This window comes from Vibrio sp. 10N.286.51.E5 (assembly GCF_041469125.1).
In the GTDB taxonomy this organism is placed as follows: domain Bacteria; phylum Pseudomonadota; class Gammaproteobacteria; order Enterobacterales; family Vibrionaceae; genus Vibrio; species Vibrio crassostreae_C.
Window position 1 is genome coordinate 15,878 of record NZ_JBFRJZ010000059.1, and the last position, 18,468, is coordinate 34,345.

The 18,468-nt window shown below is 46.8% G+C and carries 18 protein-coding genes and 1 pseudogene; all 19 read left to right on the forward strand.

Annotated features, from left to right (window positions below; translation table 11 throughout):
- Positions 1–73 precede the first annotated feature (73 nt).
- Complete coding sequence (locus tag AB4161_RS19500) at positions 74–1,750, forward strand: flagellar hook-length control protein FliK (RefSeq protein WP_372083979.1); 1,677 nt, start codon at positions 74–76, stop codon at positions 1,748–1,750.
- A 90-nt stretch (positions 1,751–1,840) separates the two neighbouring features.
- Positions 1,841–2,329, forward strand: a complete 489-nt coding sequence (gene fliL, locus AB4161_RS19505) for a flagellar basal body-associated protein FliL (protein ID WP_372083982.1) — start codon at positions 1,841–1,843, stop codon at positions 2,327–2,329.
- Between the two features lie 7 nt (positions 2,330–2,336).
- On the forward strand, positions 2,337–3,383 hold the full coding sequence (gene fliM / locus AB4161_RS19510; RefSeq protein WP_372083985.1) for a flagellar motor switch protein FliM: 1,047 nt from the start codon (positions 2,337–2,339) through the stop codon (positions 3,381–3,383).
- A gap of 29 nt (positions 3,384–3,412) precedes the next feature.
- A complete protein-coding gene (fliN, locus tag AB4161_RS19515; RefSeq protein ID WP_004736208.1) occupies positions 3,413–3,823 on the forward strand; it encodes a flagellar motor switch protein FliN in 411 nt (136 codons plus the stop codon).
- Positions 3,823–4,263: a flagellar biosynthetic protein FliO gene (gene fliO, locus AB4161_RS19520; RefSeq protein WP_050652153.1), complete on the forward strand. Its 441-nt coding sequence runs from the start codon at positions 3,823–3,825 to the stop codon at positions 4,261–4,263. Before fliN ends, fliO begins: the two co-directional genes overlap by 1 nt.
- Complete coding sequence (gene fliP, locus AB4161_RS19525) at positions 4,250–5,179, forward strand: flagellar type III secretion system pore protein FliP (protein WP_372083986.1); 930 nt, start codon at positions 4,250–4,252, stop codon at positions 5,177–5,179. The genes fliO and fliP overlap by 14 nt, the downstream gene beginning before the upstream one ends.
- A gap of 11 nt (positions 5,180–5,190) precedes the next feature.
- Positions 5,191–5,460: a flagellar biosynthesis protein FliQ gene (fliQ, locus tag AB4161_RS19530; protein WP_029235191.1), complete on the forward strand. Its 270-nt coding sequence runs from the start codon at positions 5,191–5,193 to the stop codon at positions 5,458–5,460.
- Positions 5,461–5,466: 6 nt separating this feature from the next.
- Positions 5,467–6,249 (forward strand): flagellar biosynthetic protein FliR, encoded by a 783-nt coding sequence (gene fliR / locus AB4161_RS19535; RefSeq protein ID WP_017060672.1) that lies wholly within the window; start codon positions 5,467–5,469, stop codon positions 6,247–6,249.
- A 9-nt stretch (positions 6,250–6,258) separates the two neighbouring features.
- Positions 6,259–7,389: a flagellar biosynthesis protein FlhB gene (gene flhB / locus AB4161_RS19540; protein ID WP_017060671.1), complete on the forward strand. Its 1,131-nt coding sequence runs from the start codon at positions 6,259–6,261 to the stop codon at positions 7,387–7,389.
- A gap of 210 nt (positions 7,390–7,599) precedes the next feature.
- The gene (gene flhA, locus AB4161_RS19545; protein WP_136979579.1) at positions 7,600–9,699 is read left to right on the forward strand and encodes a flagellar biosynthesis protein FlhA; all 2,100 of its coding nucleotides are present in this window, start codon (positions 7,600–7,602) and stop codon (positions 9,697–9,699) included.
- 27 nt (positions 9,700–9,726) lie between these two features.
- Positions 9,727–11,289 carry a flagellar biosynthesis protein FlhF gene (gene flhF / locus AB4161_RS19550; protein ID WP_029235190.1) on the forward strand — a complete coding sequence of 521 codons (1,563 nt, stop codon included), beginning with the start codon at positions 9,727–9,729 and terminating at the stop codon, positions 11,287–11,289.
- A 13-nt stretch (positions 11,290–11,302) separates the two neighbouring features.
- Entirely contained in the window at positions 11,303–12,190 is an 888-nt protein-coding gene (locus tag AB4161_RS19555; protein WP_017060668.1) for a MinD/ParA family protein, read from the forward strand.
- Complete coding sequence (locus AB4161_RS19560) at positions 12,183–12,917, forward strand: RNA polymerase sigma factor FliA (RefSeq protein WP_017060667.1); 735 nt, start codon at positions 12,183–12,185, stop codon at positions 12,915–12,917. The genes AB4161_RS19555 and AB4161_RS19560 overlap by 8 nt, the downstream gene beginning before the upstream one ends.
- A gap of 42 nt (positions 12,918–12,959) precedes the next feature.
- Entirely contained in the window at positions 12,960–13,328 is a 369-nt protein-coding gene (gene cheY, locus AB4161_RS19565; RefSeq protein ID WP_016767062.1) for a chemotaxis response regulator CheY, read from the forward strand.
- Positions 13,329–13,433: 105 nt separating this feature from the next.
- Positions 13,434–14,165, forward strand: coding sequence for a protein phosphatase CheZ (locus tag AB4161_RS19570; RefSeq protein WP_017064113.1), 732 nt, complete (start codon positions 13,434–13,436; stop codon positions 14,163–14,165).
- A gap of 9 nt (positions 14,166–14,174) precedes the next feature.
- Positions 14,175–16,382, forward strand: a complete 2,208-nt coding sequence (locus tag AB4161_RS19575) for a chemotaxis protein CheA (protein ID WP_372083988.1) — start codon at positions 14,175–14,177, stop codon at positions 16,380–16,382.
- A gap of 13 nt (positions 16,383–16,395) precedes the next feature.
- Entirely contained in the window at positions 16,396–17,520 is a 1,125-nt protein-coding gene (locus tag AB4161_RS19580) for a chemotaxis response regulator protein-glutamate methylesterase (RefSeq protein WP_017071205.1), read from the forward strand.
- A gap of 10 nt (positions 17,521–17,530) precedes the next feature.
- On the forward strand, positions 17,531–18,313 hold the full coding sequence (locus AB4161_RS19585; RefSeq protein ID WP_017071206.1) for a ParA family protein: 783 nt from the start codon (positions 17,531–17,533) through the stop codon (positions 18,311–18,313).
- Positions 18,300–18,468, forward strand: a pseudogene (locus AB4161_RS19590) (chemotaxis protein CheW); the annotation flags it as partial. The gene AB4161_RS19585 and the pseudogene AB4161_RS19590, both read left to right, overlap by 14 nt.

Here is an 18,468-nt window from a genome sequence, read left to right on the forward strand (position 1 = left end):
GCATGAAAAGCATCCGACTTTCTTTTTGTTGCCTGATTCATGGCAGCAAAGCTAGTAGATAGAGCTTGTATATATGAATGTTAGTCTTTCCTCAAATTCAGCGACCAACAAAATGTCATCGTTGTTGGACACCGGTTCTGCCTCTTCCAAGGTAGAAGAAACCGGCGACTCTAAAGGTTTCTTTGAGTCCTTTAAAGAAGCGCTCGGCTTTGAAGAAAGTGACAGTAAAGTCGCAGCAAAAGACACAGAAAGCACTGCGAAACCTGATACTAAACAGACATCTACCGAAGGTGAAGCGTCAGCCGAAGCGAACAAAGGTGATTCCGCTGAATCAAAGGCTACTGACGAAGTGAGCGAAGCGCAAAGCAAGCAAGCAGCTTCAGAAGTAGAAGGCGAGAAAGCTGCTGATAAAACATCAGCAGAGGCTGCGTCTGGATCTGAGGCTCAGCTCAAAGCCAATTCGGGCACTGATAGCACTGTCGCTGATAAGACTGTTGCAGATAAGGCAGATGGTAAAGATGCGCAGGATACGACTAACGAGTCTAAAGAACATATTGCTCAATCCCAAACTCAGGGTCCATCAGCGGTAGATGGTGCTACGCAGGCATCGCAAGCCAATGCAGCGATGAGCGAAGGCAATAAATTGCTTGGTCAATTGGATGAGGCAAACAAAACCCTAAATCAAGCGCCAAACGGCAAAGGCTTGCCTCAGCAAGGTCAGGTAGAACAAGCCCAAGGTAATATCACCGGTGCTTCTGTTGCAGGAGTTTCCGTTACGGATAAGGCGACACAACAAGCTAAGGCTGCGAACAGTGCGTCTGGTGAACCCACTGCTATCGATTGGGATAATACGGATTCAAGCGAAACTAAAGCCTTAGCTGCGGCAGCATCAACAGCAGCTGTAGCGACGGCTACACAACAAGTGTCAGCGCAGGCCGCTTCTCAATCAGCAAACAATGCTCTTACGGACAAGGCGGCAATGCTGCACGCCAATAATGCACATGCAGCCCAACAGGCCGCAGCTCAACAAGCTAATGTGGCTTCACCTCAGCAGCAAGCAACGTTGGATCCAGCTTTAACCGCGCAAGGAATGGCGATGAATGCAACGCCAGCTGCCACAAAAGCAGGCTCAACTGATACGCTTCTTAAAGCGGGCGCCGGTGCAGCAGCACTGTCTGGTTTGGGTAAAGCGGATGCTAAAGAAGATTCTAAAGATTCGACCTTTGCTCAGCAGATCGCTTCAGCGGCTAGTGCACAAGGTACGGTAACGGTGGGTTCAGCACCTACGCGAGCTGAAATTCAAGCTGCTCAACAAGCGCCCTTACAGCTCACCAAAGAGCTAGCCAATGAGCAAGTGGCTGAAAAAGTACAAATGATGATGTCTAAGAACCTTAAGAACTTGGACATTCGTCTCGACCCACCAGAATTGGGCCAAATGAAAATCCGCATGACCATGAATAATGACGTGGCAAACGTGCACTTTACCGTGAGTAATCAGCAAGCGAGAGATGTGATTGAACAAACCTTACCTCGCTTGAGAGAGATGCTTGCTCAGCAAGGTCTGCAGCTTGCCGATTCGTCTGTTCAACAACAGAACTCCGGTCAGGGACAAGATAGATACAACAATGGTGAGCAACAATCCGGCGCTAACCGCACAAATGATACGCAAGGTGATGAAAACCTTGATAGTGGCAGCAATCTTGAATTGAATGTCGCATCAAAGCGTGATGGAATTAGTTATTATGCCTAATATCAGGCTAAGAACGCTTGGTTAATAGAAAAAACCAGTTAATAAAAAGAACCATCAGTTAATCGCAAGAACAGGAAGTTAGAGTAAGATATGGCCGAAGAACAAGATGCACCTAAAGGGAAGAGCAAGCTCCTTATAATTATTATTGCCGTAGTTGTGTTACTGCTTGGTATAGGTGGTGCGCTGTACTTTTTCTTAGGTTCTGACGATAGCGCCTCTGAATCTCAGTCTCAGCCAGCAACGGCTGTGGTCGCTGCAGAGCCGGTTATGTATGTTAATATTCCTCAGCCCTTCTTGTTTAATGTGACAGGTGACAAAAAAGATCGCCTAGTTCAGATAAAAGCACAGCTCATGGTACGTGGCAGTAAGAATAAAGACCTGGCTCGTTACCACTCTCCACTTGTAGAAAGTACGCTACTGGCCACGTTCGCTTCGGCAACGGTTGATCAATTGCGCTCACCAACAGGCCGCGTGGAACTGCGTAATAAGGCAACAGAAGATATTAAAGCAAGCCTGGCTCAAGCTGTTGGCCAGCCTGTGATTGAAAAAGTGTTATTCACTGACTTCGTAATTCAATAGGTAATTTGTGACCGATTTATTAAGCCAAGACGAAATTGATGCGCTGTTACATGGCGTTGATGATGTTGAAGAAGTTGAAGATGTCTTAGAAACCGAAAATGACAATGCGGTCAATTTCGACTTCTCATCTCAAGATCGAATCGTCCGTGGTCGAATGCCGACCCTTGAACTTATTAACGAGCGCTTCGCACGTCATATGCGTATCAGCTTGTTTAATATGTTACGTAAAACGGCTGAAGTGTCGATCAACGGCGTACAGATGATGAAGTTTGGTGAGTACCAAAACACATTGTATGTACCCACCAGTTTAAACATGGTTCGTTTCCGTCCATTGAAAGGTACGGCACTCATCACCATGGAAGCTCGTCTGGTTTTCATTCTCGTAGAGAACTTTTTTGGCGGTGATGGTCGTTTCCACGCCAAGATTGAAGGTCGTGAATTCACGCCTACTGAAAGACGAATCATTCAGTTACTGCTGAAAATTGTTTTTGAAGATTACAAAGAAGCTTGGTCGCCAGTGATGGGGGTTGAGTTTGAATACTTGGATTCCGAAGTGAACCCAAGTATGGCGAACATTGTGAGCCCAACCGAAGTGATTGTTGTGAGTTCGTTCCACATTGAAGTGGATGGCGGTGGTGGTGACTTCCACGTTGTCATGCCTTACTCCATGGTTGAGCCGATCCGTGAACTGCTTGATGCGGGTGTTCAATCAGACAAAATGGAAACCGATGTTCGTTGGAGCACCGCACTGCGTGATGAGATCATGGATGTGCCCGTCAATTTCCGTGTGAACTTGTTAGAGCAAGACATCTCCCTGCGAGATCTGATGGAGCTGCGTCCTGGTGACGTTATCCCCATGAACATGCCTGAGCACGCGACGATGTTTGTCGAAGAACTGCCAACGTATCGTGTGAAAATGGGACGTTCAGGTGAAAAACTTGCGGTACAGATTTCGGAAAAAATTCGAAGACCGAGTGTGGTCAAAACTGATCTCGCTTTTCTAGGTAAAGACTTAATGTCTGAACTCGAAAACAGCGATGATGACGACGAATAGTAAAATAGATAAAAGTATAGGAATTGGTAATGGAACCTAGTGAAGATCAAAAGCTAGCAGACGAATGGGCTGCAGCACTTGGTGAAGATCCTTTAGCGCCGTCAATTGATGTTGATGATGTGCTTGCGGCACCACTTGATGAGCTAACCGATTCATCATCTCCGATTTCTGAAGATGAGCGTCGTAAGCTGGATACCATTATGGATATTCCAGTGACTATTTCGATGGAAGTTGGTCGCTCTCAGATCAGTATTCGTAACTTACTCCAATTGAACCAAGGCTCGGTTGTTGAGCTTGATCGAATTGCTGGTGAGTCACTAGATGTGATGGTTAACGGTACTCTGATTGCTCACGGTGAAGTGGTTGTAGTAAATGACAAATTTGGTATTCGTTTGACTGACGTTATTAGCCAAACAGAACGAATTAAGAAGCTGCGTTAATGAGCTTTTTGTCTCAAAGACTAGCGGGCTCTTCTCTCGGAATGACAGGTTTGTTACGAGGAATCTTGGGAGTAGGGCTATTAACGGTTCCTTCCATTGCTTTTGCAGCAACACCGCCTTCTCTCGATTTAGCGACCACCTTTGGGTCGCTAATTTTCGTTATAGCCTTCATTTTATTTATTGCTTGGCTACTCAAGCGAATGCAAGTACCTGCGATGTCGAATCAACAAGGTTTGGCGATTGTTAGGCAAATCCCTGTTGGTACTAAAGAGCGCATCGCTATTGTGCAAGCGGGTGATGAACAGTTCTTGGTAGGGATTACCACACAATCGATTCAGCTGATCTCTAAGCTTGATAAACCTCTTACTCAGGAGATGCTGGAAAAAAGTACATTTTCAAGTCAGCTTTCCCAGCTAATAAAAAAAGATGCAAACAAGTAACGGACTTTTGAACTCATCTTACTTTCACCAAGCCGGAGTTTTCCGAACGGTGAAAGTGTGGTTGGTTCAGCTTACTCTCCTATGCTCAATCATATTCAGTGTGTCGGTATTTGCACAAGCTGAAGACGGCACCGTCATTCCTGCGAATACCGCTGGCTCGGAATCGGTGACTATCAGCACGATGGAACAAGACCAAGCCAAATCGACAACCATGACCACGGGCAGCTTAACTGGCAATGGTGGCGGCATACCTGCCTTTACCATGACAACCAATGCCAATGGCGGTGAAGACTACTCGATTAACCTGCAAATTCTCGCGTTAATGACCATGCTTGGCTTCTTGCCGGCGATGGTGATTTTGATGACATCGTTCACTCGTATTGTGGTAGTGATGTCTATCTTGCGTCAGGCGATGGGTCTACAACAAACACCGTCTAACCAAGTCATTATTGGTATTGCGATATTCTTGACCTTCTTCATCATGTCGCCAGTGATTAACCAAGTGAACGAACAAGCAGTTCAGCCATATCTTAATGAACAGATCTCGGCACGACAGGCATTTGATGTTGCCCAAGAACCGATTAAATCCTTCATGCTTAAACAGACTCGAATCAAAGATCTTGAAACCTTTGTTGAGATTTCTGGTGCGGAAGTGACTAACCCTGAAGATGTTTCGATGGCGGTTCTGATTCCAGCATTTATCACATCGGAATTAAAAACGGCTTTCCAAATCGGCTTTATGCTGTTTTTGCCGTTCTTAATCATCGACTTGGTGGTGGCATCGGTATTGATGGCTATGGGTATGATGATGTTGTCACCGATGATTGTATCGCTCCCGTTTAAGTTGATGCTGTTTGTTCTGGTTGATGGCTGGAACTTGATACTCTCCACACTCGCCGGCAGTTTTGCCTTGTAGCTGGGGGAATAATGAATCCTGAAATATTCGTAGAGTTGTTCCGAGATGCCCTTTGGATGGTATTAATCATGGTTTGCGCCATCATTATTCCTAGCCTGTTGATCGGTTTGGTTGTGGCTGTTTTCCAAGCTGCGACCTCAATCAACGAACAAACCCTAAGTTTCCTGCCGCGTTTGATCGTAACTTTGTTGGCGTTGATGCTATTCGCACACTGGATGACCCAGATGATGATGGAGTTCTTTTTTGAGCTCATCGAACGCTTGCCGCAAGTTCTGTATTAAACCGATATGGAATACCCAACGAGCCTTGTACTAGAGTGGTTAGCCAATTATTTTTGGCCATACACTCGCATCTCAGCGATGCTGATGGTGATGACGGTAACAGGGGCACGCTTCGTGTCGCCGCGTATTCGTCTGTATTTAGGCTTGGCGATCACTTTTGCGGTGATGCCTGCGATTCCGGCCGTTCCCAAAGAGATTGAACTTCTGTCCTTTCAAGGCTTCCTGACTGTCTTTGAACAGATCGTGATTGGCGTGGCCATGGGCTTTGTTACCCAGTTCATGATTCAAACCTTCGTCATGCTCGGCCAGATCTTGGGTATGCAATCGAGCTTGGGTTTTGCCTCAATGGTCGACCCGGCTAACGGGCAAAACACGCCGGTACTTGGTCAACTGTTCATGCTGCTTGCGACCATGTTCTTCTTGGCGACCGATGGTCACTTGAAAATGCTGCAGCTGGTGGTGTTTAGTTTTAAGACCTTGCCGATTGGCAGTGGATCGTTGACCTCTGTTGATTTTCGAGAGCTCGCATTGTGGCTCGGTATCATGTTCAAAACGGCATTGGCGATGTCCTTGTCGGGCATTATCGCGCTGCTAACGATTAACCTCTCTTTTGGTGTAATGACGCGTGCGGCACCTCAGTTAAACATCTTTTCTTTGGGTTTTGCATTTGCGCTACTCGTGGGTCTGTTGCTTTGTTGGTACATCCTTGGCGGCTTATATAGTCACTATGAGCTATTTTGGATGCAGGGCGAACAACAGATATGTCGTCTAATCCGGTTAGATTGCTAGGAGACTGAAATGGCAGAGTCAGACGGTCAAGAACGCACAGAAGACGCCACGCCCAAACGCTTGCAACAGGCCAAAGAGAAAGGGCAGGTTGCAAGGTCAAAAGAGCTAGCGTCAGCGTCGGTACTTATTGTCGGTGCAATTGCATTAATGTGGTTTGGCGAATCGATGGCGAAGGCTTTGTTCGAGGCCATGCAACGTCTGTTCTCTTTGAGTCGCGACGAAATTTTTGACACTAACAAACTCCTAGAAATCGCTGGTGGTGCACTGGTGAACCTGCTGTTCCCGCTGTTTTTGATACTGATAACCTTGTTTGTTGCTGCCGTCATCGGCGCTGCGGGTGTCGGTGGGATTAACTTCTCAATGCAAGCAGCAATGCCTAAGGCGTCTAAGCTCAACCCACTCAGTGGCATCAAGCGTATGTTTGGCCTGCAAAGCTGGGTTGAACTGCTCAAGTCTATTCTTAAAGTAGCGCTCGTATCGGGGATGGCGATTTATCTGATTCAAGCCTCTCAGCATGATTTAATGCAGCTGAGTATGGATGTGTACCCACAGAACATCTTCCATGCCTTGGATATCTTGCTCAATTTCATCCTGTTGATCAGTTGCTCGCTGCTTATTGTGGTGGCGATTGATATCCCGTTCCAGATCTGGCAACACGCCGATCAATTGAAGATGACCAAACAAGAAGTCAAAGACGAATTCAAAGACACTGAAGGTAAGCCGGAAGTGAAAGGCCGAATTCGTATGCTTCAAAGGGAAGCGGCTCAGCGTCGCATGATGGCAGACGTTCCTCAAGCGGATGTGATTGTGACCAACCCGGAACACTTTTCAGTGGCGCTGCGCTATAAGCAGAATCAAGACAAAGCACCAATTGTGGTTGCTAAAGGTGTCGACCACATGGCGATGAAGATCCGAGAGATTGCGCGTGCAAACGACATCTATATAGTTCCAGCGCCGCCATTGGCGAGGGCGCTTTATCACACCACTGAGCTAGAACAACAAATTCCTGACGGTCTGTTTACGGCAGTTGCACAAGTGCTTGCATATGTTTTCCAGCTTAAACAGTACCGAAAACGAGGTGGTGAGCGACCAAAACTGCAAGATTCTAATATGCCGATCCCACCTGATTTACGTCATTAGATCAATTGCTTGAGCTCTGCGTGATGAACCCTGATAATAGCGAGCTAGCTAATCTTCCTTTTATAGAGGTGATGGCGATAATTTGACGTGAGATGTTGGTACAGTGTTTGCTGTAGTAGCCTGAACATTATAAGCCCATAGCAAACAGCCCTGACTAAGACCTAATCCACTTGTTCAGAGAGCTACAACATAGCGAAACTGTCTAGATTTATGAAATTCTCCCTGCCTTTTGCGGACAAGCTACCTAAAATCCCTAATCGTGCCATGCCTGCGATTGGTGCACCTATTATGGTACTTGCAACGCTTGCTATGGTGGTGTTGCCCATTCCAGCTTTCTTGTTGGATATGTTCTTCACCTTCAACATTGCACTGTCTATGGTTGTGCTACTGGTCTCGGTATATACCCGCAGGCCTTTAGACTTCGCTGCATTCCCGACCGTCCTGCTGATTGCGACTCTACTTCGATTGGCCTTGAACGTTGCTTCGACACGTGTGGTATTGCTCCATGGTCACGAAGGTGGCGACGCGGCAGGTAACGTGATTGAAGCCTTCGGTAACGTGGTTATCGGTGGTAACTATGCGGTAGGTCTAGTGGTGTTCTTGATTCTTATGATCATCAACTTCATGGTTGTAACCAAAGGTGCGGGTCGTATCTCGGAAGTAAGCGCGCGTTTCACGTTAGACGCCTTACCGGGTAAACAGATGGCAATCGATGCCGACTTGAACGCAGGTTTGATCGACCAAGACCAAGCGCGTCTGAGACGTTTTGAAGTCACCAAAGAAGCTGACTTCTACGGTTCGATGGACGGTGCTTCTAAGTTTGTTAAAGGCGATGCGATCGCTGGTATCTTAATCTTATTCATCAACATCATTGGTGGCTTGAGCATTGGTATGGCTCAGTTTGATCTTGGTTTTGGTGAAGCAATCGAAATCTACACGCTACTGACTATCGGTGATGGTCTGGTTGCACAAATTCCATCTCTATTACTGTCTATTGCAGCTGCGATGATGGTAACGCGCCAAAATACTGATGAAGATATGGGTGAGCAACTTGTCTTCCAGATGTTCGACAATCCAAAAGCCTTGATGATCACCGCCGCCATCCTTGGCATCATGGGTATTGTTCCGGGTATGCCACATTTCTCGTTCTTGAGCCTTGCCATCGTTGCAGGCGCGGGGGCGTATTACATCGATAAAAAGAACAAGAAGAAGGCGGAAGAGCCTAACCTTCCGGCGACAGTTGAAGCGAATGGAGAAGTAGGCTCTCAGAAGGAGCTCTCTTGGGATGATGTTCAACCTGTCGATATTATTGGTTTAGAAGTGGGTTACCGTTTAATTCCTTTGGTTGATAGAGACCAAGGTGGTGAATTGCTTGAACGCGTTAAAGGTGTGCGTAAAAAGCTGTCTCAAGACTTTGGTTTCTTGATCCCAGCGGTACACATTCGCGATAACCTAGAACTGACACCAAACAGCTACCGTATTACCCTGATGGGTGTTGCTGTGGGTGAAGCTGAGATTAAGCCAGACATGGAGCTCGCGATTAACCCGGGCCAAGTCTATGGCATGATCGATGGCGAGCCGACGATTGACCCTGCCTTTGGCCTTGAAGCGGTTTGGATTCGTGAAGAGCAGCGTGAACACGCACAAGCTCTAGGTTATACCGTTGTAGATTCTTCTACAGTACTGGCGACACACCTTAGCCAGCTGCTAACCAACAACGCATCGCAGCTCATTGGCCACGAAGAAGTTCAGAACTTACTTGAGATGCTCAGCCGCTCAACACCTAAGCTGGTGGAAGGTTTTGTACCGGATCAATTGCAGTTGGGTGTGGTTGTGAAAGTGCTACAGAACCTGCTGAATGAAGCGATTCCAATTCGTGACATTCGAACCATAGTCCAAACTTTGTCGGAGTATTCAGGTAAGAGTCAAGAACCTGACATACTTACTGCGGCGGTTCGCATCTCATTGAAACGATTAATTGTTCAGGAAATCAATGGTATAGAGCCCGAGTTACCAGTGATAACCTTGATTCCTGAGCTGGAACAAATCTTGCATCAAACCATGCAGGCATCCGGCGGAGAATCTGCTGGTATTGAACCTGGTTTAGCCGAACGTTTACAGACCTCTCTCAGCCACGCTACACAAGAGCAAGAGCTGAAAGGTGAGCCCGCGGTACTATTGACCTCTGGCGTGTTGCGTTCGACTCTGGCTAAGTTCGTGAAGAACACGATCCCAAGCTTACGAGTCTTGTCTTACCAAGAAATACCGGACGAAAAGCAGATACGTATAGTACAAGCTGTTGGTAATTAAGCCGCCTAATTAGAACGGACAATCGAATTGAAAATTAAACGATTTTTTGCAAAAGATATGCGAACGGCTCTGCTCCAAGTTAAAGAAGAACTTGGTTCAGAAGCGGTGATCATGTCTAACAAAAAGGTCGCAGGTGGCGTGGAAATTGTTGCCGCTATTGATGGCGAATCCAGCCCGTCGACAGCGAGCCAGAGATTAAATAAACCTCAGCAGCCTGCACAAAGCCAATATACGCAAATGGCCGCGCCCGCAGCTCCTGCTGGGCGACGTCAACTAGACGATGACAAGGTTAGCCTACAGTCGAATGTTGAAGGTGGACGCTCAATGACTAAGCGCTTTGCGAATATGCTTAAGCAATACAGTCATGGCGCCGATGATGAGCCACAGCATCGTGCAGAAAATGAAGATTCATTGTCAGCATTGCTCAATCGCCAATCAAGCACGGGCCATAAGCCTCATAGTCATCAGACTCAAAGCAATTTGCAGTCTCATGGCCATCAGCAATCTCACGGTAACCAACAGTCTCACGGAAATCTTGATTCTGCATTTGCTCGTGAAACGGGTTTGTCTAAGTTGATTGCTGAAGACCGCAGAGTAGAGCGCCCGACACCTCGCTTGGATCCTACCCGTTATGATCGTGGTCGAGAGAACACTCAGTCCAAAGGTTCTGATACTGAAATGGAAACGATGCGCGAAGAGATGACCTCAATTCGTCGTCTGTTAGAGCATCAAGTTTCTGGGTTGATGTGGCAAGAAGTTGAGCGCCGTGAACCACTGAGAGCCATGCTTATTAAGCGCCTTGAACGTATGGGTGTATCTGCAGAGCTTGCCGATCAAATGGCTTGCTACATTCCTGAAGATACTAAACCTGCACGTGCATGGAAGGCTCTGTTAGCTCTGGTTGCTGACCAAATCTCCGTTACACAAAAAGATATTTTAAAACGCGGCGGTATTGTGGCTCTACTTGGCCCAACCGGCGTGGGTAAAACAACGACTGTTGCAAAGCTAGCTGCACGTGCTGCCATGGAATATGGCGCTGATAACGTCGCACTAGTGACAACTGACACATATCGTATAGGTGCACATGAGCAGTTATCGATCTACGGCCGAATTATGGGTTGTCCTGTAAGAGTTGCTAAAGATTCTAGCGAACTGGCCGATGTAATATATCAGTTACGTAATCGTCGCCTGATTCTGGTCGATACTGCAGGCATGGGACAACGAGATGTTCGCCTATCTGAGCAGTTAGACACATTGATGCAAGAGAGTGGTTCCGTTATCAATAGCTACCTTGTGTTGCCTGCAACCGCGCAACGCAAAGTGCTGCAAGAAACAATTGAACACTTTAGAAGAATCCCGTTGTCGGGATGCATCATGACTAAGCTGGATGAATCCCTAAGTCTAGGTGAATTCATCAGTGTCGTAATACAAAATGCATTACCAGTTGCTTACATAGCAAATGGTCAACGAGTTCCTGAAGATATCGTTATAGCTCAGCCAAAGTACATGATTGCTAAGGCTAATGAGCTATTAGAAAAATCTACAGAGAATGAACCTCATTACTGGAATAGCGATTCTGAAGGGCTCTAGGCGGCGGATAAATATGAATGAAAATATGATACATGACCAAGCTAGCGGCCTCCGTCGCTTAACCAAGCCTTCACTCACAAAAGTTATCGCTGTAACCGGTGGTAAGGGAGGCGTTGGTAAATCTAATGTGACGTTAGGTATGGCTATTTGCATGGCGCGCCAAGGCAAAAAAGTCATGGTGCTAGATGCCGATTTAGGACTAGCGAACGTCGATATCATGCTAGGTATTCGTTCTAAACGAAACCTTGGGCATGTGTTGGCTGGCGAATGTGAACTTAAGGATGCGATTGTCGAAGGGCCGCACGGAATTAAAATTATTCCAGCGACATCGGGCACTCAAAGCATGACTGAACTTTCACACGCACAGCATGCTGGTTTGATTCGCGCATTCGGTTCGCTTGAAGACGAGATGGATATCTTGTTGGTTGATACCGCAGCCGGTATTTCGGACATGGTGATCAGCTTCTCAAGAGCGGCGCAAGACGTGGTTGTCGTGGTATGTGATGAACCTACCTCGATCACGGATGCATATGCTTTGATTAAGCTTTTAAGCAGAGAACACCAAGTTCAGCGATTCAAAGTTGTTGCAAATATGGTCAGAAGCTACCGCGAAGGCCGAGAATTATTTGCAAAGTTGACTTTGGTCACAGAGCGCTTCTTGAATGTGAGCCTCGAACTCGTAGCATGTATTCCTTTAGATGATAAAGTACGTCAATCAGTCAAGAGACAGAAAATCGTAGTCGATGCGTTTCCTCGCTCTCCAGCTGCATTGGCAATCAGCTCTTTGGCTAACAAAGCCTTGACCTGGCCAATACCAAAAACACCGAGCGGACACTTGGAGTTCTTTGTTGAAAGGCTGCTGAATCGTACTGAATTTATAGAGGAACCATTTGGTGAATAAAGCGCTTACTTACGACCAACACGCTAATCACAATAGCCAACAGGCTTTTTTTGAGAAGTACTCTGTGTTGGTTAAACGTATCGCTCATCACTTGTTGGGGCGATTACCGCCTAATGTATTGGTTGATGACTTAATTCAAGCTGGCATGATCGGCTTGATTGAAGCGCAACAAAACTATGATGGTACCAAAGGCGCAAGCTTTGAGACGTATGCTGGTATTCGGATTCGCGGGGCAATGTTGGATGACATTCGCCGTGGGGACTGGGTGCCGAGATCGGTTCATAAGAACAATCGAGAAATCAGCAGTGCAATTGCGGAATTAGAGGGTATCCTCAACCGCGACCCGAGTGATGCCGAAGTGGCAAAACACATGGGGCTCAGTTTAGAGCAGTATCACAGTGCTTTAACTGACATTAATTGCTCAAGACTGGTTGGAATTGAAGATTTAGGCGTCTCAGATGATGTAATATCTCCGAATGAAGACTCTCAAGATAATACGCCTTTTCAAGGGGTTGCTGATGAGTCATTCCGCCAAGCTTTGATCGATTCGATAAAACAACTTCCGGAAAGGGAAGGCCTTGTGCTTTCGCTTTATTACGACGAAGAACTCAATTTAAAAGAGATTGGGGAAGTGTTAGGTGTCAGCGAATCTCGTGTCAGCCAAATACTGAGCCAATCTATGCAGCGTTTACGCACTAAGTTAAGTGCTTGGACACAGAACGACTAACAACACTGATCCTATTCAGTGGAGGCTAATTTGAACAAAAACATGAAAATTCTCATTGTTGATGATTTTTCAACGATGCGCCGAATTGTTAAAAACCTACTTCGCGATTTAGGTTTCAACAACACTCAAGAAGCAGATGATGGCTTGACCGCGTTACCTATGCTGAAAAAAGGCGAATTTGATTTCGTGGTAACTGACTGGAACATGCCAGGCATGCAAGGGATTGACCTGCTTAAACACATTCGCGCAGACGCAGAACTTAAGCACCTTCCAGTGCTTATGATCACAGCTGAAGCGAAGCGTGAGCAGATCATCGAAGCTGCGCAAGCGGGTGTTAATGGTTACATTGTGAAGCCTTTCACTGCTGCAACGCTGAAAGAGAAACTTGATAAGATTTTTGATCGCTTATAAGCATCAATAAATTTAGGCACTTCTAGGTAAACACTGACTGATAAGTTATCTGTTTATCTCGATAGCCTAAGCGCACAAAGTATGCGGAGTAAGGCCGAATTCAGGATGATTTCATTAGAACAAGCAAAAAAATTAGTAGAGCTGCTTGAGAACGATGAGCAGCAAAATGCTGATTCTCTTGTGAGAAGCATTTATGAAGATAACTTTAGTCTTCAAGACAATCCAATGCTTCAAGAAATAGGAAGTCTGACACGCGACCTCCACGACTCTTTGACTCAATTCAATTTCGATGAACGCATCAGCGTTATCGCAAATGACGAAATCCCTGATGCAAGGGATCGCCTTCAGTATGTCATTGATAAAACGGAAGTTGCGGCAAATAAGACGATGGATGCTGTCGATCGCTGTATGCCAATCGCAGACAACCTACACGAGTGTTTACTTCAAGTAAGGCCTCAATGGAATGAACTGATGCATGGCCGCATTGAGCTGGCACAATTTAAAGCTTTATGTCACCGCATTGATGGATTGCTTGTCCAAGTAGAAGGCGACAGTACTGAACTACGCGGACAATTGACTGAAATCTTGATGGCTCAGGATTTCCAAGATTTAACTGGGCAGATAATCAGCAAAGTTATTACCTTGGTGAATGAGGTGGAAGGACGTTTGGTCGAGATTCTCACGGTATTCGGTGCGAATCAAAAAGAGCCAACTCCAGAGTCAGAGAAGAAAGCATCGATTGCGCCTGAAGGTCCAATTATGAACCCAGAAGAGCGCGAAGACGCTGTCGCATCTCAAGATGAAGTCGACGATTTGTTATCCAGTCTTGGATTTTAAAGGTAACGTATGAGCTACGATTTAGACGAAGATATTCTTCAGGACTTTTTAGTCGAAGCAGGAGAGATCCTTGAACTCCTATCAGAACAACTGGTAGAGCTTGAGAATAACCCTGACGACAAAGACCTATTAAATGCTATTTTCCGTGGTTTCCATACAGTAAAAGGTGGTGCTGGTTTCCTAGCATTAACTGAGCTGGTGGATACTTGTCATGGTGCTGAGAATGTGTTCGACATTCTGCGAAACGGCCAACGCAGCGTAACATCAGGTTTGATGGATACCATGCTGCAGGCGCTAGATACAGTCAATGTACAGTTTCGCGCCGTGCAAGATCAGGAACCTTTAGTGCCAGCCGACCAATCTTTATTGGATGAACTTCACCGTCTCTGTAAACCAGAGTCTGCGGATGAAGTGGCACCAGTAGAAGCGCCTGCACCTATTATCCCTGAACCTGTTGTTGCAGCGCCTGAGCCTGTTATTGCTCCGGAACCTACTGCTGAAAGCTCAAACATCAATGCATCTTCAGTCGATGATATCTCTGAAGATGAGTTTGAACGCTTGCTTGATGAGCTTCACGGTAAAGGTGGTTCACCAACAGCGCCTTCTGCACCAACACCGCCGCCAGCACCCGCTGCACCTCAGTCTGTTGCTGACAGTGGTGATATTACTGATGACGAATTTGAAAAGTTATTAGATGAATTGCACGGTGCGGGTAAGAGCCCGACAGCGGCAAGTTCAACGCCTCCTCCACCGCCAACGCCGCCAACGCCGCCAGCAGCACCTGTTTCGGCGATGTCTGAAGGCGATGATCTGATGACTGACGAAGAGTTCGAGAAGTTACTTGACCAACTACATGGCTCAGGTAATGGACCTTCGATTGAAGAATTGGATGCCGCGACTAAGCCAGCAGAAGTTAAGGCAGTAGCACCTCAAGCTGCGCCTAAACCTCAACCAGCCGCGCCAGTTGCCGTTAAAGCTGAGCCAAAACCGAGCGCTCCAGCAAAAGCTGAAGTTAAAGTGCCGGCTAAGAAGCAACAAGCTGAAGCGACAGTTCGTGTTGATACATCAACACTGGACACCATCATGAACATGGTGGGTGAACTGGTATTGGTGCGTAACCGACTAGTCAGCCTAGGCCTCAACAGCAACGACGAAGAAATGTCGAAAGCTGTCTCTAACTTAGATGTTGTTACTGCAGACCTTCAAGGTGCGGTAATGAAGACTCGTATGCAGCCGATCAAGAAAGTATTTGGTCGCTTCCCACGAGTTGTCCGTGACCTTGCTCGTAGCTTGAAGAAAGACATCGTTCTTGAAATGCGTGGCGAAGAAACGGACCTTGATAAAAACTTAGTAGAAGCACTTGCTGATCCCCTGATTCACTTGGTGAGAAACTCGGTCGACCATGGTATTGAAATGCCAAACGACCGTGTTGCTGCGGGTAAATCACAAACGGGTAAAGTGATTCTGTCTGCCTCTCAAGAAGGTGACCACATTGAACTGGCTATCGTTGATGACGGTGGCGGTATGGACCCTGATAAGCTTCGTGCTATCGCGGTTAAACGTGGCCTGATGGATGAAGATGCAGCGTCTCGCTTATCAAATAAAGAGTGTTTCAACCTGATTTTTGCTCCTGGCTTCTCAAGCAAAGAGCAGATCTCGGATATATCTGGTCGTGGTGTGGGTATGGACGTTGTGAAAACAGCGATCAACACACTGAACGGCTCTATTGATATTGATTCAGAAATGGGACAGGGCACCAAGATCACCATCAAGGTTCCACTAACCCTAGCGATTCTACCAACCTTGATGGTCGGTGTTGCGGGTCACCCATTTGCATTGCCATTGGCATCGGTTAACGAGATCTTCCACCTAGATTTAAGCCGCACAAACGTGGTTGATGGTCAGCTGACGATCATCGTTCGCGATAAATCTATTCCGTTGTTCTACTTGCAAAACTGGCTTGCACCTAAAGCGGGTATTGTTGAACTGCGTAAAGGGCACGGCCATGTTGTTATCGTGCAACTTGGTAGCCAACGTGTTGGTTTTGTTGTCGATACGCTTATCGGTCAAGAAGAAGTCGTGATCAAGCCACTTGATAAACTTCTGCAAGGCACGCCAGGAATGGCAGGCGCGACAATTACAAGTGACGGACACATTGCATTGATTCTAGATGTGCCGGACTTGTTGAAGCAGTACGCAGCTGCGTCAAGAATTTAATTTAAGGATAAATATGGCGATTAAAGTATTAGTCGTTGATGATTCGAGTTTTTTTCGTCGTCGCGTTAGCGAGATCATCAACTCAGAGGCTCGCCTAGAAGTCATTGATGTCGCAGTAAACGGTAAAGAAGCGGTTGAGAAAGCGAAACAGCTAAGACCTGACGTAATCACGATGGACATTGAAATGCCTGTCATGGACGGCATCACTGCCGTTCGTGAGATCATGGCCGCGTCTCCAACGCCTATTTTGATGTTTTCATCGTTAACGCATGATGGAGCGAGAGCAACGTTAGATGCGTTAGATGCAGGTGCTCTCGACTTCTTACCTAAGAAGTTTGAAGACATCGCACGTAACCGCGACGATGCAGTTGCATTGCTTCAACAGCGAGTGATTCAGATTGCTGCAAAGCGTGCGTTTATGCGCCGTGCTCCTATTACGCCGAGAGCGACAGCAACGACTTCAACAGCTACGCCATTGCGCCAGCCGATTTCAACAGCAGCTTCGACTTCGACAGCGAAGCCTGCGGTTGCATCTACGGCGAAATTCAGAGCGTCAGGTAAGAAGTATCAATTAACAGCAATTGGTACGTCGACTGGCGGCCCTGTTGCTCTACAGAAGATTTTGACTCGCATCCCTGCTAACTATCCACACCCAATTGTGTTAGTTCAGCATATGCCAGCAACATTCACTGCTGCTTTTGCGAGCCGATTGAACACCTTGTGTAAGATTGAAGTTCGCGAAGCGCAAGACGGTGATGTGTTAAAACCTGGCGTGGCGTATCTTGCTCCGGGTGGTAAACAGATGATGGTGGATGGCCGCGCAGGGTCTGCACGTCTACGAATTATCGATGGCGGCGACCGCATGAACTACAAGCCTTGTGTGGATGTCACATTTGGCTCTGCAGCGAAGATCTACGGCGACAAAGTTTTGTCTATGATACTGACCGGTATGGGCGCAGATGGTCGAGAAGGTTCGCGTATGTTGAAAACTGCGGGCTCGACGATTTGGGCACAAGACGAAGATAGTTGTGTTGTATATGGTATGCCTCAAGCTGTAGCAAAAGCTGGCATTTCTACTGAAGACCTCCCTCTAGACCGCATCGCGGAAAGGATCTTGGTTGAAGTTGGGTTAGCTTAGGTAAATCGAAATGATTGTTTGGAGTGTTGCAAACCAAAAAGGTGGTGTTGGTAAAACGACCACGACCGTGACTCTAGCAGGTTTACTTGCGTTGAAGGGGCACCGTGTTCTGTTGGTTGATACTGACCCACATGCATCACTGACCACCTATCTGGGTTACGACTCAGATACGGTGGAATCGAGCCTGTTTGATCTGTTCCAGTTGCGTGAGTTTAACGTGCAGACGGTAAGACCTTTGCTTTTACAAACAGAAGTCGAAGGTATCGATATTATCCCTGCGCACATGTCTTTGGCGACATTAGACCGTGTAATGGGAAATCGAAGCGGCATGGGGTTGATCTTGAAGCGTGCTTTGGCCGCTTTAAAAGATGACTACGACTATGTGTTGATCGATTGCCCGCCAATTCTTGGTGTGATGATGGTCAATGCATTGGCTGCAAGCGATCGTATATTGATTCCGGTACAGACGGAATTTTTGGCGATGAAGGGCTTAGAGCGCATGATTCGCACTTTGACCATTATGCAGAAGTCGCGCAAAACACCGTTTAAGGTGACGATTGTCCCGACGATGTACGACAAGCGAACCAAAGCCTCACTGCAAACATTAACGCAGCTCAAAGATGATTACCCAAACCAAGTTTGGACGTCTGCTGTGCCGATTGATACCAAGTTTCGAGACGCGAGCCTAAAACGCTTGCCAGCCTCTCATTTTGCATCGGGTAGCCGTGGTGTATTTGCTTATAAACAGTTGCTTATTTATCTCGAAAGGTTGGCGATAAATGAGCGCGAATAAAGAATCAACAATGGCGCAGCCAAGTCTCTCTAGTGAACAAGCACTGGATGATTATTTTACTGCGCTGTTAGGTGATGAAAGCTTTGAATCTGACGATTTTTTTGTTGACGAGTCGAGCGACGAATCACAATCTGAAGAGCCAGAGCCAGAGCCAG